Annotated in this window: 13 protein-coding genes; 3 read left to right on the top strand and 10 right to left on the bottom strand. The window is 66.6% G+C overall.

Annotation, left to right across the window (positions count from 1 at the left end; translation table 11 throughout):
- Nucleotides 1-12 precede the first annotated feature (12 nt).
- Complete coding sequence (gene pcaF / locus AC1DYX_RS01610; protein WP_477255618.1) at nt 13-1215, top strand: 3-oxoadipyl-CoA thiolase; 1203 nt, start codon at nt 13-15, stop codon at nt 1213-1215.
- Nucleotides 1216-1330: 115 nt separating this feature from the next.
- On the opposite strand, the gene AC1DYX_RS01605 is transcribed toward pcaF, so the two are convergent.
- The 3 genes from AC1DYX_RS01605 to AC1DYX_RS01595 all read right to left on the bottom strand — a co-directional run bounded on the left by AC1DYX_RS01605 (nt 1331) and on the right by AC1DYX_RS01595 (nt 5769).
- Nucleotides 1331-2419 carry an alpha/beta fold hydrolase gene (locus tag AC1DYX_RS01605; RefSeq protein ID WP_477255616.1) on the bottom strand — a complete coding sequence of 363 codons (1089 nt, stop codon included), beginning with the start codon at nt 2417-2419 and terminating at the stop codon, nt 1331-1333.
- 216 nt (nt 2420-2635) lie between these two features.
- A complete protein-coding gene (gene zwf / locus AC1DYX_RS01600) occupies nt 2636-4105 on the bottom strand; it encodes a glucose-6-phosphate dehydrogenase (RefSeq protein WP_477255614.1) in 1470 nt (489 codons plus the stop codon).
- A 620-nt stretch (nt 4106-4725) separates the two neighbouring features.
- A complete protein-coding gene (locus tag AC1DYX_RS01595) occupies nt 4726-5769 on the bottom strand; it encodes a LacI family DNA-binding transcriptional regulator (protein ID WP_477255612.1) in 1044 nt (347 codons plus the stop codon).
- Between the two features lie 937 nt (nt 5770-6706).
- Here AC1DYX_RS01595 and AC1DYX_RS01590 point away from each other — a divergent pair.
- Nucleotides 6707-9664: a TonB-dependent receptor gene (locus tag AC1DYX_RS01590; protein WP_477255610.1), complete on the top strand. Its 2958-nt coding sequence runs from the start codon at nt 6707-6709 to the stop codon at nt 9662-9664.
- A 91-nt stretch (nt 9665-9755) separates the two neighbouring features.
- On the opposite strand, the gene AC1DYX_RS01585 is transcribed toward AC1DYX_RS01590, so the two are convergent.
- The 7 genes from AC1DYX_RS01585 to kdgD form a co-directional block, all read right to left on the bottom strand.
- A complete protein-coding gene (locus AC1DYX_RS01585) occupies nt 9756-10799 on the bottom strand; it encodes a DUF4380 domain-containing protein (RefSeq protein ID WP_477255608.1) in 1044 nt (347 codons plus the stop codon).
- Between the two features lie 189 nt (nt 10800-10988).
- Complete coding sequence (locus AC1DYX_RS01580; protein ID WP_477255606.1) at nt 10989-13190, bottom strand: NADP-dependent malic enzyme; 2202 nt, start codon at nt 13188-13190, stop codon at nt 10989-10991.
- Nucleotides 13191-13474: 284 nt separating this feature from the next.
- Nucleotides 13475-14095 (bottom strand): flavin reductase family protein, encoded by a 621-nt coding sequence (locus AC1DYX_RS01575; RefSeq protein ID WP_477255604.1) that lies wholly within the window; start codon nt 14093-14095, stop codon nt 13475-13477.
- Between the two features lie 211 nt (nt 14096-14306).
- Complete coding sequence (locus AC1DYX_RS01570) at nt 14307-15194, bottom strand: SMP-30/gluconolactonase/LRE family protein (RefSeq protein WP_477255602.1); 888 nt, start codon at nt 15192-15194, stop codon at nt 14307-14309.
- Nucleotides 15187-16584 carry an MFS transporter gene (locus AC1DYX_RS01565; protein WP_477255600.1) on the bottom strand — a complete coding sequence of 466 codons (1398 nt, stop codon included), beginning with the start codon at nt 16582-16584 and terminating at the stop codon, nt 15187-15189. The genes AC1DYX_RS01570 and AC1DYX_RS01565 overlap by 8 nt, the downstream gene beginning before the upstream one ends.
- Before the next feature lie 259 nt (nt 16585-16843).
- Complete coding sequence (locus AC1DYX_RS01560; RefSeq protein ID WP_477255598.1) at nt 16844-18436, bottom strand: aldehyde dehydrogenase (NADP(+)); 1593 nt, start codon at nt 18434-18436, stop codon at nt 16844-16846.
- Between the two features lie 32 nt (nt 18437-18468).
- Nucleotides 18469-19380 (bottom strand): 5-dehydro-4-deoxyglucarate dehydratase, encoded by a 912-nt coding sequence (gene kdgD / locus AC1DYX_RS01555; RefSeq protein WP_477255596.1) that lies wholly within the window; start codon nt 19378-19380, stop codon nt 18469-18471.
- A 332-nt stretch (nt 19381-19712) separates the two neighbouring features.
- Between kdgD and AC1DYX_RS01550 the strand changes: the two genes are divergently transcribed.
- Entirely contained in the window at nt 19713-22688 is a 2976-nt protein-coding gene (locus AC1DYX_RS01550) for a TonB-dependent receptor plug domain-containing protein (protein WP_477255594.1), read from the top strand.
- Nucleotides 22689-22753 lie beyond the last annotated feature (65 nt).

Here is a 22753-nt window from a genome sequence, read left to right as displayed (position 1 = left end):
CAGGAGACTGACATGACCGAAGCATTCATCGTCGACGCCATCCGCACCCCGATCGGCCGCTACGGCGGCGCCCTGAAGGACGTGCGCGCGGACGACCTGGGCGCGATCCCCATCCGCGAACTCATGCGCCGCAATCCGGACGTGGACTGGTCCGCCATCGACGACGTCATCTACGGCTGCGCCAACCAGGCCGGCGAGGACAACCGCAACGTGGCCCGGATGTCCGCGCTGCTGGCCGGCCTGCCGCAGGACGTGCCCGGTTCCACCGTGAACCGGCTGTGCGGGTCGGGTCTGGACGCCATCGGCACGGCGGCCCGCGCGCTCAAAGCGGGCGAAGCGCGGCTGATGATCGCGGGCGGCGTGGAATCGATGACGCGCGCGCCGTTCGTGATGGGCAAGGCGGAGTCCCCGTTTTCGCGCAACGCGAACATTGTCGACACGACGATCGGCTGGCGCTTCCCGAATCCCCGGATGCACGAGCTGTATGGCACGGATGCGATGCCGGAAACGGCCGAGAACGTGGCCGACGACTACGGCATCTCGCGCGCCGACCAGGATGCGTTCGCGCTGGCGAGCCAGACCAAGGCTGCGCGCGCGCAGCGCGATGGCACGTTCGAGCAGGAGATCGTGCCGGTACTGATACCTCAGAAGAAAGGTGATCCGGTGCGCTTCGCGCAGGACGAGCATCCGCGTGAAACGAGCCTGGAGACGCTGGCGAAGCTGAAACCCGTTGTACGTCCGGGCGGCACCGTCACGGCGGGCAATGCGTCGGGCGTGAACGACGGCGCCTGCGCACTGTTGCTGGCCAATGCCGAGGCGGCGGCGCAACACGGCCTGACCCCGCGCGCCCGCATCGTCGGCATGGCGACGGCCGGCGTGGCGCCGCGTGTGATGGGCATCGGTCCGGCGCCGGCCGTACAGAAGCTGCTGCGCCAGACCGGCATGACGCTAAACCAGTTCGATGTCATCGAGTTGAACGAGGCGTTCGCGTCGCAGGGCCTGGCTGTGCTGCGCCAACTCGGCTTGCGTGACGACGATCCGCGTGTGAACCCGAACGGCGGCGCGATCGCGCTCGGTCACCCGCTCGGGATGAGCGGCGCGCGGCTCGTGACGACGGCCATGTACCAGTTGCAGCGGACCGGTGGGCGGTTCGCGTTGTGCACCATGTGCATCGGCGTGGGGCAGGGGATTGCGGTGGCGATCGAGCGGGTGTGAATCCAACGTAGTAGTTACGTAGGGTGGGCTCCCCGAGCCCACGCGTGTCGCCAACACACCGCAAACGTCACGCGTGGGTACGTTTCATTTGGGGCCCCGGCCCCAAATGCCCACCCTACGCGTCGAGCCAATCGAAAATCTGAGGCCAGATTTTCTCATGCGCGCTGCGCCCCACCAGCACGCCCACGTGCTGCAGGTTCACACCCACGTCGCCCTCGTAGTGCAGCACGCGCTTGCGCGGGCCCGACGTCGCGTCGTGGAACGGGATCATCGCATCCGGTGGAATGAGCTTGCTGCGCGGGTCGACGACGGACAGCAGCGGCGACGTCAGGTCGCGCGGGCCGATCGTGCGGTTGCCGACGGCGAGCTTGCCCTGCATGAGCGCGTCGTGGCGGTACAGCGATTCGACGATGTCCGTGAACAGCCGGCCCGGCAGCGGGAATTCGTCATGCGTCCAGCGTTCCACGCGCATGTGCGTGACGAGCGCCTGCGGATCGGTCAGCGACAGCCAGCGGTCCGTCCAGCGCTCCCACTGGAATGCCTGCGGCTCGGCCATCGCGCTCATCATGTTGAGGAAGACGCCGGGCACCTGGCGGAATGCGTCGGCGATCGGGCGCGCGTGCGGCGTGGCGTCGACGAGCCGGGCGAAGCAACTGCTCTGCGGCGTGAAGTGCAGCGGCGATTCCAGCAGGATCGTCGCGCGGATGGCGTCCGGGTGCAGGCAGCTGTGGAGGGCGGTCAGGATGCCGCCGAGCGAGTGGCCGGCGATGACGACCTGGTCGGGGCCGCCGTCGGCCGCGATGGCGCGGCGGCAGGCGGACAGCAGGTGATCGCCGTAGTCGTCCAGGCCGAAGTGGTCATGGGTGTCCGGCAGGGCGACCCATTCGGCCAGGTAGACGCGGTAGCCGCGGTCGAGCCAGCGCCGCACGATGCTGATGCCGGGCGCCAGGTCCCAGATGTACGGGCGCTTGATGGGCGCCGGCACGATCAGCACGGCCGGCCCGCCGTTCGCGGTAATGTCGGCCGGCGCGCCGTAGCGGCGCATGTTCAGGCCGGGTTCCGAGTACAGGACCGTGGAGGGCGTCTGCTGCGGGCCGTAGCCGGCCCGGTCCAGCATCTCGCCGCGCGCCTTGCGGCTGCGGTCCATGTTCTTGAGGGCTTGCACTCCGAGCATGCCCATCGTGTTCAAGTTGCTTGCCTGCATGGCGGTCTCTTCCGAGGTCTAGTTGAGAGACACCGCACTCTACGCCAACTGTTCGCACTCTCCAATCGCGCACGGGTGAAACGTCGCGTCGGTTTGCGAAGGATTAAATGCCCGGGGCGGACGATGCCTCCGGGCTATTGTGCACGATTCTGAAAAGCATGGGCGCGCCGACGGCAGGCGGACGATACGCGGGCGCGTACCGTCCGGGCGGGGCGCTTACTCGACCCAGCTGTGGCCGTCGCGCGCGAGCAGCGCGAACGACTCGGCCGGACCCCACGAGCCGGCCGCGTACGGGTGCGGCTTCTCGTTCAGCTTTTGCCAGCCTTCGATGATCGGGTCGGCCCATTCCCATGCCGCTTCCAGTTCGTCGCGACGCATGAAGTGGGTCAGGCGGCCGCGCACGACGTCGATCAGCAGGCGTTCGTACGCTTCCGCACGGCGTTGCTGGAACGCCGACTGCAGGTCGAGGTTCAGTGCGACCTGCTGCATCTCCATGCCGCTGCCGGGCTGCTTGGCCATGATTTGCAGCTTGATCGCTTCTTCCGGCTGCAGCTCGATGACGAGGCGGTTGGCGATGGCGCCGGCCGTCTGCGGGAACAGGGGGAACGGCGGGTTCGTGAACTCGACGACGATCTTCGACGAGCGGCGGGCCATGCGCTTGCCGGTGCGCAGGTAGAACGGCACCTTCGACCAGCGCCACGTATCGATGAAGGCGCGCAGGGCGACGAACGTCTCCGTCTTGCTGTCCTGCGGAACGTTCTTCTCTTCGTGGTAGCCGGGCACTTCCTGGTTGCCGGACACGCCGCGGATGTACTGGCCGCGGATCGTGTCGCGCGCGATGTCGGCCAGCGTCAGGCGGCGCAGCGAGCGCAGCACCTTCAGCTTTTCGTCGCGCACCGCGTCCGGCGACAGCGACGTCGGCGGTTCCATCGCGACGATGCACAGCAGTTGCAGCAGGTGGTTCTGGACCATGTCGCGCATCGCCCCGGCGCCGTCGTAGAAGCCGGCGCGGCTGCCGACGCCGACTTCCTCGGCCACGGTGATCTGCACACTGGAAATGTTCGGCGCACGCCACAGCGGTTCCAGGATCGAGTTACCGAAGCGCAGCACCATCAGGTTCTGCACGGTTTCCTTGCCGAGGTAGTGGTCGATGCGGTAGATCTGCGACTCGGCGAAGTGGCGGCCGACGTCTTCGTTGATGGCGATCGCGGACGCCAGGTCGGTGCCCAGCGGCTTTTCCAGCACGACACGGGCATTGGCGTCGACGAGGCCGCTGGCGGCGAGCTTGTCGCAGATGGTCGTGAACAGCGACGGTGCCGTCGACAGGTAGAACACGCGCTGGGCGCCGGCGCGCGACGCCTTCGCGAGGGCGGAAAAGTCGGGTGCGGCCTGCACGTCGAGGCGGACGTACTCGAGCAGTTTGAGGAAGCCGTCCCAGGTCTTGTCGTTGAAATTGCTCTCGCTGATGAACGAGCGCGAGTTCGCCTCGATGTGGGCGAGGTAGGCTTCACGGTCGAACTCCTGGCGGCCGGTGGACAGGATGCGCGTCGTCGGCGGCAGGTTGCCGTGCAGGAAGGCCATGTACAGGGCCGGCAGCAGCTTGCGCATCGCAAGGTCGCCCATGCCGCCGAAGATGATCATGTCGAGGGGGAGGCCGTTGTCTGTCTCGTTCGAGTGGGTCTGCATGTTGTTCTGGATCTTAGTGGTTGAGGTGGTCGCCCGGGGCGGAGCCGGGCAGGGCAGGACGAATGCAACCCGCTGCGCTCCCGTGGGTCGGGGCGGCATGCGTGCGGCGGAGGAGCGCCTGGCGCACCGGCTTGTGGCCGGACGGCGGCGCCGGGGTCGGGCGGGGCGGCTGGCGGTCCGGGGCCGCGCCCGCGCATGGCCGGACCGGGAGCGCACGGATGCGAGGCCGGGCGCGTGAAGCGCTGCGGTCGCGGTCCGCCTGGCGGCGTGGTAGTGTCCCGGTGGTGGCCATGTCAGCTCTTGGTCGATGCACGATCGGAATCCGGAACCCGGCCGCGGCGCGGGTCGCGGCCGGGTCCTGGTTCCTGGAACAAAGGATTGTACACCGGGCCGCGCCAGTGCCGGCAAAGGTCACGATAGTCAGGGCGGTGACAGACTGGCTATATCAAAAACTGATAACAAACGGCGAATAAGTGATGGGCGCGATATGCGCCGGCACGTTAGCATGACGTCTCGTGCGGTGGCGTGGTGGCCACCAGCACGGCCTCGACTTACTTACTCTCGATATCACTTCAGGGCGCCTCCGGGCGCCCTTTTTTTTATGTGCGCCTGGAAGCGCGTCAGGCGCTGTCGCGCTCGACGATGGTGAAGCCGATGTCGCGCACTACCTCGGGGATGTGGTTGCCCGCGATGCGGTCGATGAGGAAGCGCGCCGCGATGCAGCCCATTGCGCGGCCGTCGATGCGGACGGTCGTCAGCGCGGGGTACAGATCGGCCGCGAATGCGTGGTCGCCGAGTCCGACGACGGCCAGCCGGCCGGGAACGTCGATGCCCATCGCACGCGCCTCCGTGAGCACGCCGAGCGCGACCATGTCCGAGCTGCAGAACACGGCGTCGATGTCGGGATGGGCGGTCAGCAGGGCGCGCAGGCCCGTGCGGCCGCCGGCCGCCGTACCCGGTGCGGAAATCGTGTGGAACGGCACCTCGCGGTCGGGGCCGCCCATCTCCAGCCGGACGGCGGCCTGCGCGAACGTGCGGTTGCGGCGCAGGGCGCGTTCGTCGGAGGCGCTGATCACGGCCACGCGCCGGCGTCCGCGCTGGTACAGGAATTCGGCCACCGCCTGGCCCACCTCCTCGTGGGAGAAGCCGACCAGCATGTCGGCCGGCGTCGGCGTCAGGTCCCACGTCTCGACCAGGGGAATGGCGCTCGCCTGCAGCCTGCGCCGGCCCTGCGCCGAGCGCATGATGCCGGCAAGGACGATGCCGTCCGGACGGCGCCCGATGATCGCTTCCAGCAGCTCGTCCTCGCGCGAATTCTCGTAGCCTGCCTGGCCCAGGATCAGCTGATAGCCGGCGCCGGCGAGCGTCTCGGTCAGCGACTGGATCGTATCGAGGAACACGGAGCCCGCGATGGTCGGCAGGATGGCCGCGATCATGCGGCTGTGCGTCGACGCCAGGCTGCCGGCCAGCAGGTTCGGCACATAGCCCGTGCGTTCGATCGCATCACGCACCTTCTGCACCAGGTCGGGGGAGACCTTTTCCGGCGAGTTCAGCACGCGCGACACGGTGATCGGCGCCACGCCGGCCACGCGTGCGACGTCGACGAGGGTGAGTCCCCCTTTGGTGCGGCGGGTCCGCTTGGGCGGATTGAGCGGCGCGTTCATGGGGCCTCCGAATATATCTGAAAATCCGTCATGTCCTTTATTGCGCTCTCCTTTTTGGATTGGGATCGCGTATCGATAAGTGAAATGATTCGACTCTACGTGCTCTCGGGATTAGCGGCAAGAGACCATCTTGCCCTTCGATGAATGCGCAGCAGACACGCAAATCGTTTCGTGTTCTGTTTCTGAATTTAATAGATTGCGCTAGCACGACATTTTCGGTTTTGCGAATTCATATTCCCGATTCTATAGGCGAAGTAGCGTCGATGAACAAGAATAATATGATTTGGTAGCGCTACCTGCGCCATGTGCAGCGTGTCGCGCGCGCATGTGTCGGGATCGTTCATTAACATGACGTCATTTTGCGTTCATCCGGAAGATCCACCCTGACGCCATGAGGATGGCTTTCAGCAACTTCGCCCGGCGCGGCGACGTTCCGGTTGTGCTGCTTCCGGTTTTCCATTCCCAACAATCCGAGTCCGCCGCGTTAATCCGGGCATGGGTGTTGCGCGTTTCGGACGGATTATCGAGCCATCAGTTTTCGATATACCTCGTTGCAAATAAGGCATACCTTCGATGTTAGCGTGCAACACGATTGTTTTCGCGTTTGACAAATTTCACAGCAAATACCTACACTTCATGAAAACGATTACAAAACTAGAACGACTACGATCAACGCACTAAAAAAGCGTGGAGACAAACATGCCATTCAGACTTGCCAGTCTCATCCTCGCCCGGCGGGCACCGGCTTTATCTTTCCTTTCGATCACCATCACGGCGGCGCGGCACGACCGCGCCAGCTCCTCGTCGTTTTGAACCGTTTCCCGCGGCCGTCGCATGGCGACCGCATGCATCAGCAGTTCGACGCAGTTCCCGAAGTAGTTCCAAACCAAGCCCTGCCACGGAAGCGGGGCGACATAAGCAAAACACAGGAGAATAAATGAATCGATTCAAAAGAACCGCGATCGCCGTAGCTGCCGGCCAGATCGCATTGCTCGCTGGTAGTGCCGCGCTGGCGCAGACCGAAGCGGGTCAGGCTGGCGGCGCGAACGTCGTCGTCGTGACGGGCCAGCGCGCCGCGCTGCAATCCGCCCAGAAGATCAAGCAGAACTCCGACGAGATCGTCGACTCGATCGTCGCCGACGACATCGGCAAGCTGCCGGACCGTTCGGTGACGGAGGTGCTGCAGCGGGTGGTCGGCGTGACGATCGACCGCACGATGACGAAGGGCGACCCGGAGCACTATTCGGTGGAAGGCTCGAACGTGAACGTGCGCGGCCTGTCGTACGTCCGCTCGGAGCTGAACGGCCGCGACTCGTTCTCCGCCAACGGCGGCCGCGCGCTGAACTTCGAAGACGTTCCGCCGGAACTGATGGCGGGCGTCGACGTCTACAAGAACCCATCGGCCGAACAGATCGAGGGCGCCGTCGGCGGTCTCGTCAACCTGCGCACGGCGCTGCCCTTCGACTTCAAGGGGCGCAAGGTCGCCGTATCGCTGCAGGACACCTATTCGGAACTGAAGCGCGGCAAGCGCCAGCCGTCCGGCTCCGTGATGTTCTCGGACCGCTGGAAGACGGGCTTCGGCGAGATCGGCGCCATGGTCGATTTCGCGTACTCGGAAAGCGGCACCCGCACGGACGCGTTCCAGGTCGAACCTTACTATCCGCGTCCCGACATCGTGGCCGGCAAGACGGTCTGGGTGCCGAAGGGCTCCCAGTGGCGCACGCTGGAATTCGACCGCAAGCGCAAAGGCGCGTATGCCGCGCYGCAGTGGAAGAAGGATAATTCGCTCAGTTCCTACCTGACGTTCTTCAAGTCGAGCTACAAGATGCACTGGGACGAGCAGGCGATCTTCGCCCAGTCGAGCCCCTACAACATCCAGGTCAGTCCGAACGCCACGTATGACTCGAAAGGCGCGCTGCTGACCGGCACGCTGACCGATCCTCAGGACGGCGGCGTCAACTTCGGCGGCGACACGCGCTCGGCCGACCGCAAGTCCGACACGACCGACATCGCGTGGCACGTGCGCTGGCGCGCGAACGACCGCTGGACCATCGACACGGACCTGCAGCGCATCCGCGCCACGACCAAGAGTTTCGACTCGACCGTGGCCACCGGCGTGCAGATGCCCAGCGAGACCATCGACCTGCGCGGCGACGTGCCCACGCTGTCGTTCACGGACGCGGACCGCGCCTATCTTGCGAACCCCAATAATTACTACTGGGCGTTCACGATGGAACACCAGGACCGCAGCAAGGCCGGCGAATGGGCCTGGCGGACCGACGCGCGCTACGAGTTCGACCATCCGGTGCTGCGCGACATCCGTTTCGGCGTGCGCCTGACGGACCGCGATTCGCGCAACGAGAACTCGAATCCGAGCTACAACTGGGCGGCGATCACGCAGACCTGGCAGGTGGGCCCGACGAATACGCTGTCCAGCCTCGCGTACCTGGGCGATCCGCGCTTCAACAACCAGGTGCAGATCCACTCGTTTAACAACTTCTTCAACAACAACACATCCGTCCCGGCACTGGTGTTCCCGGCCGTGTCGCTGGCGACCGGCTATCCGGGCACGTATGCGCAGCTGCACACGTATCCGAACAAGCTGTGCAACGACGGTACCAACACATGCACGTCGTGGAAGCCGGCGACGTTCGGCACCGACCCGGCCGGCGTGAATGACCAGCAGGAACGTACCGGTGCGCTGTACTCGCAATTGCGCTTCGGCTTCGACGACCTGAAGTTCCCGGTCGACGGCAACATCGGCGTGCGCTACGTGAAGACCGACATGACGGCGCACGGCTATACCGTGTTCACGCCGAGCACGTCGACGGGCGCCGGCATCCCGCAATTCACCGCGTTCTCGCAGAAGCAGGATTTCAAGAACAGCTACAACAACGTGCTGCCCAGCCTGAACCTGCGCATGAAGGCCAGCGACACGCTGCAGTTCCGCGCGGGCCTGTCCACCGGCATCTCGCGTCCGGACTTCAGCGATCTGCAGGGTTACACGACGCTGTCGCAGAACGTGGACAATGCCAGCGGCCTCGTTACCTACACGGGTACCGGTACCGGCAACCCGAACCTGCGTCCGGTCCGGTCGCACCAGTTCGACCTGACGGCCGAGTGGTACTTCTCGAAATCGGGCTCGTTGACCATGGCACTGTTCAACAAGCAGCTGAAGGACGTCATCATCAAGCAGTCGTACGGCTATAACCTGGCGGACAACACCGGCAAACCGTACACCTTCACGGTGACGGGGCCGGTGAACGGCGCGGACGGCCATGCGCGCGGCGCGGAGATCGCGTACCAGCAGTACTTCGACATGCTGCCGGGCTGGCTGTCGGGCTTCGGCGTCCAGGCGAACTACACGTACGTCGACAGCAAGACGGACCTGCACCAGGCGGTGCACTCGGTGTACTGCTCGGGCGGCAATTCGGCGACCAACTTCAACCTGAACCTGAACGGCTGCGACATCGATGGCCGCACGTTCGGCGACCTGCCGCTGATCGGCCTGTCGCGCCAGTCGTACAACCTGGCCCTGATGTATGACAAGGGCCCGCTGTCGATGCGTCTCGCGTGGAACTGGCGTTCGAAGAACCTGCAGAACGTGAACGTCAACGGCACCCAGGGTGGCGACGGTACGGATACCAACCCGAACAGCGCGACCTTCGGCCAGCACAACGTGGCGTGGGCGCTGCCGACGTGGGCCGACAGCTATGGCCAGCTGGATGGCTCCGTGATCTACAACATCACGGAAAACCTGTCGATCGGCCTGGAAGCGCAGAACCTGACGGACTCCAAGTACCGCCAGCTGATGCAGCAGGGTATCGGCTTCAAGGGCCGTGCCTGGTTCGTGTCCGGGCCGCGTTATACGGCGCAGATGCGGTACAGCTTCTGATGTTGTGACGCCTTGGTGGGCACGGGGTGCCCACCCTACGAATGCCACGATGTCGTAGGGTGGGCTCACCGAGCCCACCAGGACGCACGCGTTACAGACCGCCGAGCCCCAGCTCCTTCGCGTGCGCGCGCAGGAACGCCACCTGTGCCTTGCGCGTATCCGGCCCGTCATAGGGCAGCAGGGTCCACTGCTCGGACGCCTGCATGTGCCGCCCCGGCGCCAGCTGGACGTACGGGGCGTGCACTTCCATCTCCATCAGGCCCTTGTCCGGCGCCTCCGGCTGCCAGTCGTTATACAGCTCCACCTGGCCCTGGTCCGGATGAATGGCCGCACGCGGCTGGTGCGCGAACTGGATCACGAGCAGCTGGCCGTCATGGAAGCCCGCCATCCAGCCATTCGACGGCTGCAGCAGCATCTTGCCGTTGCGGTGCGGCTGGCCCTGGCCGGCCGGGTAGGCGTCGATCGAGAAGAGACCGTCCTTCAGGGTCCACGTGAGCGGCTTCATGTCCGGCTTTGGCTCGATCGCCTGCTGGCGCACGTCGCCGCGCCGCGCCACGGGTACGTAGACCCGGGTGGCGCCGTGGGCGCGCGTGTTGAACCAGATGTCCCAGGCCACCTGCGTCTTGCGCACGTTGGCCGCGTCCACGTCCAGGCGCAGGCTGTGCGGCTTGCCGGGAACGAGGGCGTAGCGCTTGACGAGCTGCAGGCCGTTGACGGGGCTCGCCGGACTCGCGAGCGTGATCGCGTCTGCGCGCTTGTCCTCGACCTTGTAGCGCGACAGGCCGAGCCACGGATCCGGCGGCCACGGCGCGCCGGCGCGCGACGGGTTCACGTCCTGGTGCGACCACCATTCCTTTTGCGGTCCGATCCAGATTTCATGGCCGAAGTAGCCGACGTTGTCCGTGGTGGGACCGATGGGCGCGTCCGGATCGCCGGCCGCCGTGTCGAGCTTCAGGAAGTTGGGCTTGCCGGCCAGCGCGAACGACAGCAGGCGGCCGCCGATGGCGTCCGTCACGGTCGCGCGCACGCTGCCGTTGTCGAGGGTGTGGACGGGGAGGTCGGACGCCGCGTGCGCGGAGGCCATGAGGGCGCAGGGCAGGGCCAGCGCCAGGGCAGTCTTGCGTGGATTGGGCATAGGTGTCGGTCTGGATGAAATCGGTTTCAGACCGACAGCTTAGCAAAGATTGCATCGCGGGGCCAATGGATGCGCCCGGGGGGGTTGGACCCGTCTCGGTAGGGTGGGCACCCCTGTGCCCACGCGAACGTCAACGTGACGCGAACGTCACGCGTGGGCACGGGGTGCCCACCCTACCAGCATCGGATCTTAGCGCACTTCTGCCACCGCCAGCGCCGTCATGTTGACGATGCGGCGCACGGTCGCGCTCGGGCTCAGGATGTGCACGGACTTCGCGGCGCCCAGCAGGATCGGGCCGACCGTGACCCCCTTGCCCGACGTGACCTTGAGCACGTTGAACAGGATGTTGGCGGCATCCAGCGACGGCATCACGAGCAGGTTGGCGCTGCCCGTGAAGTCGCCGTGCGGCTGGTACAGGCGGCGGATGTCTTCCGACAGCGCGGCATCGCCGTGGACCTCGCCCAGCACCGGCAGCTCGGGTGCCGTCTGCGCGAGGACGGCGCGGGCGTCGCGCATGCGCTGCGCGGACGGGCGCTCGGACGAACCGAAGATCGAATGCGACACGAGCGCCGCCTTCGGTTCCAGGCCGAAGTGGCGCATCTCGGTCGCGGCCAGCTTCGTGATCGCCGCCAGTTCCTGCGCCGACGGGTTGTCGTTGACATAGGTGTCGGTGATGAACAGGGTCATCTTGTCGAGCACCAGCGCATTCATCGCCGCGAGGACGTCCGCACCCGGCGCCAGGCCGATCTCGTTCTTCACGTGCGTCAGGTGGCTGTCGTAGCGGCCCTGCATGCCGCAGATGAGGGAATCGACCTTGCCTTCGTTGAGCAGGCGCGCGCCCTGCAAGGTGGTGTCGCCTTCGGCTTCCACCAGCGTGTAGTCGACGTCGCGCTTCAGGCGCAGGCCGGACTGCTTGATGGCCTTTTCGACGTCGGACGCGCGGCCGAGCAGGACCGGTTTCGCGATGCCCTCGTCGACCACGGTCTGCACGGCGCGCAGCACGCGCGGCTCGGCGCCGTCGGCGTAGGCGACGCGCTTCGGCGCGGCCTTGGCTTTCGCGAACACGGGCTTCATGAAGAACCCGGTGTGGTAGATCATCTCGCCCAGCTTGTCGCGGTAGGCGTCCATGTCGGCGATCGGGCGCGTCGCGACGCCCGATGCTTCCGCTGCTTTTGCCACGGCCGGCGCGATGGCGGCGATCAGGCGCGGGTCGAACGGTTTCGGGATGATGTAGTCGGGACCGAAGTTCAGGTCCTGGCCGGCATATGCGGCGGCGACGGCATCGTTCGCTTCCGCCTCGGCGAGGTCGGCGATGGCGCTCACGCAGGCAAGTTTCATCTCGTCCGTGATGCGCGTGGCGCCGCAATCGAGGGCGCCGCGGAAGATGTACGGGAAGCACAGCACGTTGTTGACCTGGTTCGGATAGTCCGAACGGCCGGTGGCGATGATGCAGTCCGGACGGGCGGCTTTCGCCACTTCCGGACGGATCTCGGGTTCCGGGTTCGCGAGGGCCAGGATGATCGGGCTGGCGGCCATCGTCTTGACCATCTCGCCGGTAAGCACGCCCGCGGTCGAGCAGCCGAGGAACACGTCGGCGCCGTTGACGATGTCGGCCAGCGTGCGCGCATCGGTCTGCTGTGCGTAGCGGGCCTTGTTCGCTTCCATGTTCGCTTCGCGGCCCTGCCAGATCACGCCCTTCGAGTCGGAGACGTAGATGTTCTCGCGCTTCACGCCGAGGCTGACCATCATGTCGAGGCAGGCGATGGCCGCCGCGCCGGCGCCCGACGCCACCAGCCTGACCGTGCCGACGTCCTTGCCGACGACCTTCAGCGCGTTCAGCAGTGCCGCGCTCGAAATGATGGCGGTGCCGTGCTGGTCGTCGTGGAAGACCGGGATGTTCATCCGCTCGCGCAGCTTTTTCTCGATGTAGAAGCACTCGGGCGCCTTGATGTCTTCCAGGTTGATGCCGCCGACGGTCGGTTCCAGCATCGCGATGGCGTCGACCAGTTTGTCCGGATCGTTCTCGGCCAGCTCGAGGTCGAACACGTCGACGTCGGCGAATTTCTTGAACAGGCAGCCTTTGCCTTCCATGACGGGCTTCGAGGCGAGCGGACCGATGTTGCCCAGGCCGAGCACCGCGGTGCCGTTCGAGATGACGGCGACCAGGTTGCCGCGCGACGTGTAGTCGGCGGCCGTGGCCGGGTCGGCGGCGATCTCTTCGCAGGCGTAGGCGACGCCCGGCGAATAGGCAAGCGACAGGTCGCGCTGGTTCGACAGGGGTTTCGTGGCGACGACCTCGATCTTGCCGCGCACGGGGCTGCGGTGGTAGTCGAGCGCGTCGGCGCGCAACTGGGTGTCTTTAGCCTCGTTCAGGCTGCTTTCAGTACTCATCGTTTCTCCTTTGCCGCTGTGCGGACGTGGTTTATTGTTCGTTGCGGCTCCGCATCCGCGCCCCGATTGGTGGTGGTGGTGGCGGCAGGGCGCAGGCGGGGCCTGGTGCCTTGACGTGCCGCCGCGCTCCGATCGGCGGCGGGACGCGCGTCCTTCGTCGCCCGCACGGCGTGGATGGCCGGGGCTGCGCACGCTCCTGGCGCGGCGCGGACTGGGGACGCCGTTGTCATGGCGTTACGAGATCATACGTGATCGCGGCCGATGTTGCTTACTGCGGATAATCCTTATGCCGGCCTGGCCATGCGGAACAGCTGCGCCGGCCCGACCTCGAAATAATCGGCCGGCCCGCCGCCGCGCAGGATGTGGCCCGCGTGCGCCGTGTCGTAGACGCCGTCCTTCAAGGCGTCCCGGTCGATATGCACGCCGATGACTTCGCCCAGCACGAGCCAGCTCGGCACGGCCTGGCCGTCGGCACCCTGCAGCCGGATCAGCTGGGTGAGGCGGCATTCGAACGAGACCGGCGCCTCGGCCACACGCGGCACGCCCACGAGGCGCGACGCGGCAGGCGTGAGCCCGGCCAGCGCGAATTCGTCGACGTCGGGCGGCACCGCGGCGCAGGTGGCGTTCATGCGCGCGGCGAGGGAGCGCGTGGCCAGGTTCCAGCAGAACTCGCCCGTCTCCTCGACGTTGCGGACGGTGTCCTTGTAGCCGATGCTGGCGAAGCCGACGATCGGCGGCGTGTAATTGAAGGCGTTGAAGAAGCTGTACGGCGCGAGGTTGAGGACCCCGGCGCGGCTGCGCGTCGAGATCCAGCCGATCGGCCGCGGCCCGACGATGGCGTTGAAGGGATCATGCGGCAGGCCGTGGCCCATGCGTGGTTCATAGAAATGGATGTCGTCGTTCATTGCGATTCCGTTACGTGGCCGACACGATACCGCATCGGCCCGACACGTGCTGGCGGCCTGTTCGTTCGAAGTCTCTGCAACTAACCGACATGCGACGGCACGCATACAGAACCGGGCGGTAGGGTGGGCACCCCGTACCCACGCAAATGCTGACGTAACAGGAACATCACGCGTGGGCTCGGGGGAGCCCACCCTACCCGCTATCAACGTATCAACCGCCAAACGGCACTTCGAATACGCCACGCACCCCGGCCCGCACGAGCAACACCGCCCCCGCGAACGCATCACTTTCCCGCCCAGGCTGCACGATCGACGTCACCAGCAAGGTATCGAGCTCCGGCCCGCCAAAGCAGGGCATCGACGGTTTCGGCACCGGCAGATGAAGTTCCCTGTCCAGCTTCCCACCCGGCGTGAACCGCAGCAGACTGCTCCCATCGTTGCCCGCCACCCAGTAGCAGCCGTCGCTGTCCATCGTGGCGCCGTCCGGCCGCCCCGCATACGYGGCCATGTCCACGAACAGGCGGCGGTCGTGCGGCACGCCGGCGTCGACGTCATAGTCGAAGGCCCACACGCAGCGCCGCGTCGGATGCGAGTCGGACAGATACATCGTGCGGCCGTCGGGCGACCAGGCGAGGCCGTTCTGCGTGACCAGGCCCTCGGCGAGCGGCGCGGACAGGCCCCGCGCGTCGTAGCGGAACAGCTGGCCGATCGCCTTTGCGGCGGCCATGTCCATGAACATCGTGCCGCTCCAGAAGCGGCCCTGGCGGTCCGTACGGCCGTCGTTGAAGCGCATGCCGGGGCCCAGCCCGGACGGCGCCGCCAGCCGTTCCGCGCGCACGGTGCCGTCGTCCAGCAGGTCCAGGGCGAAGAGACCTGTTTCCATGCCCGCGATCAGGCCGCCGTCCGCGCGCGGTGCGATGCAGGCGACCATCTCGGCGGCCGTCCAGTACCGTGTGCCGCCGGTCGCATGGTCCATGCGCCAGATGCGGCGCGCGGGGATGTCGACCCAGTACCATGCCTGTTCGCCCGCGTGCCAGACGGGGCTTTCGCCGACGGCGCAGCGCACGCCGGGGAGTCGTTCGATGATCGCTTCAGGCATGCGCGAGCTCCTCCGGCAGCCGGGCCGTGGCCTGCGCCGGCACCAGCGCTTTCATGATCACCCAGGCCGCCAGGTAGGCCAGCGCGCAGAACGCGAACATGATCATGTAGCCAGTCTGGATCTGGCCTTGCGCGCCGAAGTAATCGAACAGCCGGCCGCCGATCTTGGTGACGAGGACGCCGCCGATGCCGCCGGCCAGACCGCCGATGCCGACGATGGAGGCCACGCAGTGGCGCGGGAACAGGTCCGACGTCGTCGTCAGCAGATTGGCCGACCACGCCTGGTGCGCCGAGGCGCCGATGCCGATCAGGATCACGGGCACCCAGTAGCCCAGGTGGCCCAGCGGTTGCGCCAGCAGCACGACGAGCGGGAAGAAGGCGATCAGCAGCATGGCTTTCATGCGGGCGTCGTACGGTGCGCTGCCGGTACGCATGAAGCGGGCCGGCAGGGCGCCGCCGCCGATGCTGCCGACCATCGTCATGCTGTACAGGACGGCCAGCGGCAGCACGAGGCTTGAGGTCGCCATGCCGTATTTGTCGGTGAGGTATTTCGGCAGCCAGAACAGGAAGAACCACCACACGCCATCGGTCAGGAATTTACCGACCACGAAAGCCCAGGTCTGGCGCAGGCCCAGCAGGGTGCGCAGGCTCGGCGCGGGGCCCGTCGGGGCGACCTGTGCGGCCCCGTTGTCGTCGCTACGGATGTAGTCGAGTTCCGCGCGCGACAGGCGGCGCTGGCGCGCGGGTTCGTCGAACAGGACGGACCAGAACACGACCCACAGGAAGCCGATGGCGCCGATCCAGATGAACGCGGCCTGCCAGCCCCAGAGCGCGGCGAGCACGGGCACGGTCAGCGGCGCCAGGATCGCGCCGATGTTGGCACCGGAATTGAAGATGCCCGTCGCGAACGACCGCTCGGACTTGGGAAAGTATTCGGCCGTCGCGCGGATCGCGGCCGGGAAGTTGCCCGCTTCGCCGATCGCGAGGATCRTGCGCGCGATGATGAAGCCGACGACGGACGCCGGCACCGCGAGCCCCAGCATCGCTGTCACGCCCGCGCCCAGTTCCAGCGAATAGGCGTGCGCGATGGCGCCGCCCGACCAGATGACGATGGCGATGGTGTACGCGGTCCTGGTGCCGAGGCGGTCGACGATGCGGCCCGCGAACAGCAGGGCGATCGCATACATGAACTGGAAGGCGGCGGCGATGTTGGCGTAGTCCGTGTTGGACCAGCCGAATTCCTTCGACAGCGACGGCGCCAGCAGCGAGAGGACCTGGCGGTCGAGATAGTTGACGGTGGTGGCGAAGAACAGCAGGGCGCAGATGGTCCACCGGTAGCTGCCGCCGGCGGGGCTGGCGGCTGCGGCGTCGCCGTTGTGATTGCGTGTCATGGTCAGGCCTTATGGTTGATTTGTGCTGACGAGGAACGTCGAATAGCCTGCTGCGCGTTGCCCTGCCGTCCTGCGATGCTCCGCGACGGCGGACCGGCTGTACTATGCGTACAGCTGCGCTTCTCGAACGGCAGGGCTGCCGCTCGCGACGGCTCTTCGAGGTTCCCCCACGTGCGCGCGGCCGGTGTCTCCTCCGGCCATTGCGGGTGGCGGGCACATCGTACCAGCCACCCCGTACTGCCTGGCGTCTACATGCTGATTATTTCGCGACCAGCAGCGTGCCGTCGACCATGCGCGCGAGGCCCAGCGGATTGTCGTCGCGCAGGGCGTCCGGCAACAGGTCGGCCGGTACGTCCTGGTAGCACACGGGGCGCAGGAAACGCTCGATGGCGGTGGCGCCGACCGAGGTGCTGCGGGCGTCCGACGTGGCCGGGAACGGGCCGCCGTGCACCATCGCATGCGACACCTCGACGCCGGTCGGGAAGCCGTTGAACAGCACGCGGCCGGCCTTGCGTTCCAGCGTCGGCAGCAGGCCGGCGGCCAGCTCGCGGTCCTGCGCGGTGGCGTGCACGGTGGCCGTCAGCTGGCCTTCCAGGTGGCGTGCGACGGCCAGCATCTCGGCCGCGTCGCGGCAGGCGACCAGCAGCGAAGCCGGGCCGAAGATTTCTTCTTCCAGCGCCGGGCTGGCGATGTAGGTGGCGGCATCGCAGGCGTACAGCGCGGCCTGGGCGGCGCAGCCCCGCGTTCCTGTTCCTGTTTCGGCGCTGCCCTGTGCGACCAGTTGCACGCCGGCGATGCCGGAGCGGCGGCCCACCGCGTCGACATACGCCTGGTGGATGCCGGCCGTGAGCATGGTGCCCGCACCTTTGGCGGCCAACGCCTCGGCGGCGGCTGCGCGGAACGCATCCAGGTCGTTGCCGGCCAGGCCGATCACGAGGCCGGGGTTCGTGCAGAACTGTCCGACGCCCAGCGTGAGCGAATCGACGAAGCCCTGCGCCAGCTTCGCGCCGCCGGCGGACAGGGCGCCCGGCAGCAGGAACACCGGATTGATGCTGCTCATTTCGGCATACACAGGGATCGGTTCCTTGCGCGCGTTCGCCGTGCGCACGAGCGCGAGGCCACCCTGGCGCGAGCCGGTGAAGCCGACGGCCTTGATGGCCGGATGCGCGGCCAGCGCCTGGCCGGCCACGCGGCCTTCACCGATCAGCATCGAGAACACGCCTTCCGGCATGCCGCAGTCCTCGGCCGCCTGGCGCACGGCCTTGCCGACCTGTTCCGACGTGCCGAGGTGCGCGCTGTGCGCCTTCACGACGACGGGGCAGCCGGCCGCCAGCGCGGACGCGGTGTCGCCGCCGGCGACGGAGAAGGCGAGCGGGAAGTTCGACGCGCCGAACACGGCGACTGGGCCCAATGGGATCTTGCGCATGCGCAGGTCCGAACGGGGCGGCGTGCGTTGCGGCAGGGCGGAATCGAGTGTCGCTTCGAGGAAGTGCCCGTCGCGGACGACCTTGGCGAACAGGCGCAGCTGGTTGCAGGTGCGAGCGCGCTCGCCTTCCAGGCGCGCGGCCGGCAGGCCGCTTTCCGCGGAAGCCCGCTCGATCAGCGCGGGGCCGATGTCGATGATGCGGTCGGCGATGGTTTCGAGGAAGCGCGCGCGCTGTTCCAGGGGCAGGTTGCGGTACGTGTCGAAGGCCTGTTCGGCGAGCGTGCAGGCGGCGGCGACGTCGTCTTCGGTCGCGAGGCCGAATGCCGGTTCCATCTGCGCGCGCGTGGCCGGGTTGAAGGCGCGCGTGGTGCCGGCGCTGCCGCGCACGACGCGGCGGCCGATGATCATTTCACCTTGAATGCTCATTGGATCTCCTTGGGATCTTCTTGGGTTCTGGTTTACCGGCCGCCCTGTGCCTTGATCAGCTTGTCCAGCATGGCGTGTTCTTCTTCCGTCAGGTCGGTCAGCGGCGCGCGCACCGGGCCGCCGTCGTGGCCGACGAGGCGGGCGCCCGCCTTGACGATCGAGACCGCGTAACCGGCCTTGCGGTTGCGGATTGCCAGGTAYGGCAGGAAGAATTCGTCGAGCAGGCGGTTCGTGGTCGCGTGGTCGTCCTTSGCGATGGCGTGGTAGAAGTCCATSGCSAGYTKCGGCATGAAGTTGAACACCGCCGACGAGTACACGGGCACGCCGAGGGCCTTGTACGCGGCCGCATACACTTCCGCCGTCGGCAGGCCGCCCAGGTAGCTGAAGCGGTCGCCCATGCGGCGCCAGATCGACACCATCAGTTCGATGTCGCCGATGCCGTCCTTGAAGCCGATCAGGTTGGGGCAGCGGTCGGCCAGCTTTTCCAGAGACTCGGGCGTCAGCCGGCACTGCGCGCGGTTGTACACGACCACGCCGATGTTCACCGATTTGCAGACGGCTTCCACGTGGGCGACGAGCCCGTCCTGGCTCGCTTCCGTCAGGTAATGCGGCAGCAGCAGCACGCCCTTGGCGCCGAGGCGCTCGGCTTCCCGGGCAAACGCGATGGCGCTGCGCGTGGGGCCGCCGGCGCCGGCGAGGATGGGGACCTTGCCGGCRCACGTATCGACGGCTGTCTTGATGACTTGCGAATACTCGTCGTGCGTGAGCGAGAAGAACTCGCCCGTGCCGCCGGCCGCGAACAGGGCGGTGGCGCCGTACGGGGCGAGCCATTCGAGGCGTTCGGCATAGGTGCCCGGGCGGAAATTACCTTCGGCGTCGAAGTCGGTGATGGGGAAGGACAGCAGGCCGGACGACATCACTTGCTTGAGTTCTTGCGGATTCATTGAGGCTCCAGAAAAGCGTGCGGAATGATACTGCGTACACGTCAGTCATCGTACAAGTGGGCGGGTAAAAGGGCAAGCACAAATTGGCTGGAACGACAGGCTGAAGTGATACCAACATTGGTATCGCTGCAGTATAAAAAGTTATTGGACGAATATTTATCGATAAGAACAAAATGCGATTCCTTCGATGATAGCGGTAACAGATAGCGTTACCACGGGCCAAGCAGAAACAGCAGCAGAGGCAGCGCGCCGGGACCAAGGGGAGTCATCGCCAGTCGCGGCAGCACGGTCCGACCAGGACCACATCGACCAATACAATAAACGGAGACACGATGCCAACGCAGTTTCGTCACACCCTGATCCATCTCGCCGTCGCCGGTGCCTGTGCCGTCCTGTCCATGCCGGGACAGGCACAGGAAGCCACGGCCGCGGCCCCCTCCGACCCCGCAGCGGCGGACCAGCCCGCACCGGCCACCTCATCCGCCGCGCCCACCGCCGCCGTCACGGCCACCGGCACCGGCGGCGTGAGCACGGTGCTCGTGTCCGGCTCGCGCATCGCGGCCCGGGGCTTCAACCAGCCCACGCCGACGACCACGCTGACCGCGGACGATCTCGCCAGGGCGGCCAAGCCGAACCTGTTCGAGACCCTGACCGAACTGCCGGCGCTGCAGGGCAGCACGGGACGCACCACGTTCACGTACAGCACGTCCAGCGGCGTGCAGGGGCTGTCCTCGCTGTCGCTGCGGGGCCTCGGCACCATCCGCACGCTGACCCTGCTGGACGGCCAGCGCGTCGTCGGCGCCAACGTCACCGGGGTGACGGACGTGAGCCAGTTTCCGCAACTGCTCGTCAAGCGCGTCGACGTGGTGACGGGCGGCGCGTCGGCCTCGTACGGTTCGGACGCGGTCGGCGGCGTCGTCAACTTCATCACGGACAAGAAGTTCAACGGCTTCAAGTTCAACGTGGAAGGGGGCATGACCACCTACCACGACGACAAGAACGGCACCTTGCAGGCCGCCTGGGGCCGCGGCTTCGCGGACGACCGGCTGCACGTCGAAGTGAGCGGCGAATTCACGAAGGAAAACGGGATCGATTCGCCGGGCTTCGGCGAAGTCGGGGCGAACGGCCGCAGCTGGTACATGAATCCCGCGCTGCAGGAATCGACGAAGGCGATGCAGGCGGCGGGCGCGCCGCGCTACAAGAGCATCGTGCACGCCCAGCACGTCCAGTATGCGAAATACGGCCTGATCACGGATGGCCCGCTGAAGGGGACGGCATTCGGACCCGGCGGCGCGCCTTACCCATTCCAGTACGGGACCGATTGCGTCGGCAACTTCTGCGTCGGCGGCGACCTGTCCGGCAGCGTGGGCGCCGGCACGAACCTGGCCATGAACTTCAAGCGCGAGGTCGCGTACGGCCGGGTGTCGTGGGACCTCGACGCGGACAACGAGATCTACGTCACGGGCAACTGGGCGCAGGTGACTTCCGTGTTCTCGCCGAACCCTGGCGCGGCCAAGCAGGGCAACCTCGGCATCAAGTGCGACAACGCCTACCTGCCCGCGTCCAGCGCGGCGGGCTGCGCGGCCGGCTACCCGAGCGGCGTGATGCAGGTCGGGACGGCGAACGCCGAATTCCCGGTCAACCTGACCGTGCACCCGACGCGCACGCAGCGCCGTTTCGTCGTCGGCGCGGACGGGCGCTTCAGCCTGTTCGGCAAGGACTGGTCGTACGATGCCTACGCCGAGCACGGCGAGAACACGACCGTGATCCACGTGCAGGACATCACGCTGAACCGCCGCTACAACTACGCCATCGACGCCGTCCGCGACGCGAACGGCAACATCGTCTGCCGCGACGCGGCCGCGCGCGCCAACGGCTGCCAGCCGATCAACATCTTCGGCGACGTTCCGATCAATATGGCGGGCTGGTCGTACATCGCGCCCGTCAACGGTCCGATGCAGCACACGGATTCGAGCCAGAACGTCGTCAGCGCCAACGTCCACGGCGACGTGGTCGAGGGCTGGGCGGGCCCGGTCTCGATGGCGGCCGGTGCGGAATGGCGGCGCGAAGATTACGCGGTTCGCGGCGACCCGTATGGCGCCGGTGCCGCTTTGGAATCGCCCTACAGTCCCGCTTATCCGCTCGACACGACGCTGTCCACGGGCGGCGACAACTGGTTCGCAGGGAACTACCACAACGGCCGCGGCGCATTCAACGTGAAGGAAGCCTATATCGAGTTCAACATCCCGTTCCTGAAGTCGGCCACGTTCGGCGAAGCGAACCTGAACATCGCCGACCGCCAGGAAAAGTACAGCACGGCCGGCAATGCGAACGCGTGGAAGATCGGCGCCACGTGGAAGACCCCGATCGACGGCCTGCGCTTGCGCGCCGTCAGCTCGAAGGACGTGCGCGCGCCGAACCTCTCCGAACTGTATGCYGCGATGACGGTCACGAACCAGGCCGTGAACAACGCCCAGGGCTCGTCGGTCCAGATCCAGCAGCGCAACGTCGGCAATCCGGACCTGCAGCCGGAAGTCGCGCGCAACAACTCGTTCGGCGTCGTGCTGACCCAGCCCGGCTGGGCGCGCGGCTTCAACCTGTCGGTCGACTATTACGACATCAAGGTGAAGAACGTCATCAGCTCGCTGGGGCCCCAGCAGGAAGTGGACCTGTGCTATGCCGGCTACCAGAACGTCTGCAACGCCGTGTCGATCACCGGGCCGGCCGGCACCAACTACGTGCTGGCGCAGAGCTTCAACTTCGCGTCGCTCCACACGAAGGGCGTCGACATCGAGACCGCGTACCGCGCGAACCTGCGCGACCTCGGCCTGCCGGGCGCCTTCACCTTGCGCGGCATGGCCACGCGGACGATCCACTCGGTGTCCGATCCGGGCGTGCCGGGCACGACGCCGAGCGAAGGCGCGGGCAACATGGCGGGCAGCACGCCGAAGTGGAAGGCCCTGGTGACGGAATCCTGGGACAACGGCAAGCTCAGTCTCAGCCTGACGGAGCGCTGGGTCAGCGCCGGTGTGTTCAGCAATGAATTCATCGAATGCCAGACCAACTGCCCGCTGCCGACGTCGCAACATCCGACGATCTACGACAACCATCTTCCGGGCGCGACCTATATCGACTTCGGCGCGAACTACAACTTCGCCAGGAACGGCATGGTCTACTTCAAGGTCGACAACCTTGCCGACCGCGCGCCGGTCCTCGTCCCGCAGACGAACCTGAGCATCGGCGTCAACCCGGCCATCTACGATGTGATCGGCCGTACCTACCGGGCGGGTGTGCGCATGACATTCTGACAGCGACCTCGGATTGTACGAACCGCTGGAACCAACGGTTCGTACAGTCGCGCTCATGCCACAAG

The sequence above is a fragment of the Massilia sp. P2_C2 genome (assembly GCF_056404615.1).
Note: the sequence above shows the minus strand (reverse complement) of the source record. Positions and strands in the feature narration are given on the sequence as shown.

Bases quoted from the DNA above. Each gene is read 5' to 3' on its own strand.
- AC1DYX_RS01595 (WP_477255612.1), bottom strand. From the start codon at position 5,769: ATGAACGCGCCGCTCAATCCGCCCAAGCGGACCCGCCGCACCAAAGGG.
- AC1DYX_RS01560 (WP_477255598.1), bottom strand. From the start codon at position 18,436: ATGAGCATTCAAGGTGAAATGATCATCGGCCGCCGCGTCGTGCGCGGC.
- AC1DYX_RS01580 (WP_477255606.1), bottom strand. From the start codon at position 13,190: ATGAGTACTGAAAGCAGCCTGAACGAGGCTAAAGACACCCAGTTGCGC.
- pcaF (WP_477255618.1), top strand. From the start codon at position 13: ATGACCGAAGCATTCATCGTCGACGCCATCCGCACCCCGATCGGCCGC.
- AC1DYX_RS01575 (WP_477255604.1), bottom strand. From the start codon at position 14,095: ATGAACGACGACATCCATTTCTATGAACCACGCATGGGCCACGGCCTG.
- zwf (WP_477255614.1), bottom strand. From the start codon at position 4,105: ATGCAGACCCACTCGAACGAGACAGACAACGGCCTCCCCCTCGACATG.
- AC1DYX_RS01605 (WP_477255616.1), bottom strand. From the start codon at position 2,419: ATGCAGGCAAGCAACTTGAACACGATGGGCATGCTCGGAGTGCAAGCC.
- AC1DYX_RS01585 (WP_477255608.1), bottom strand. From the start codon at position 10,799: ATGCCCAATCCACGCAAGACTGCCCTGGCGCTGGCCCTGCCCTGCGCC.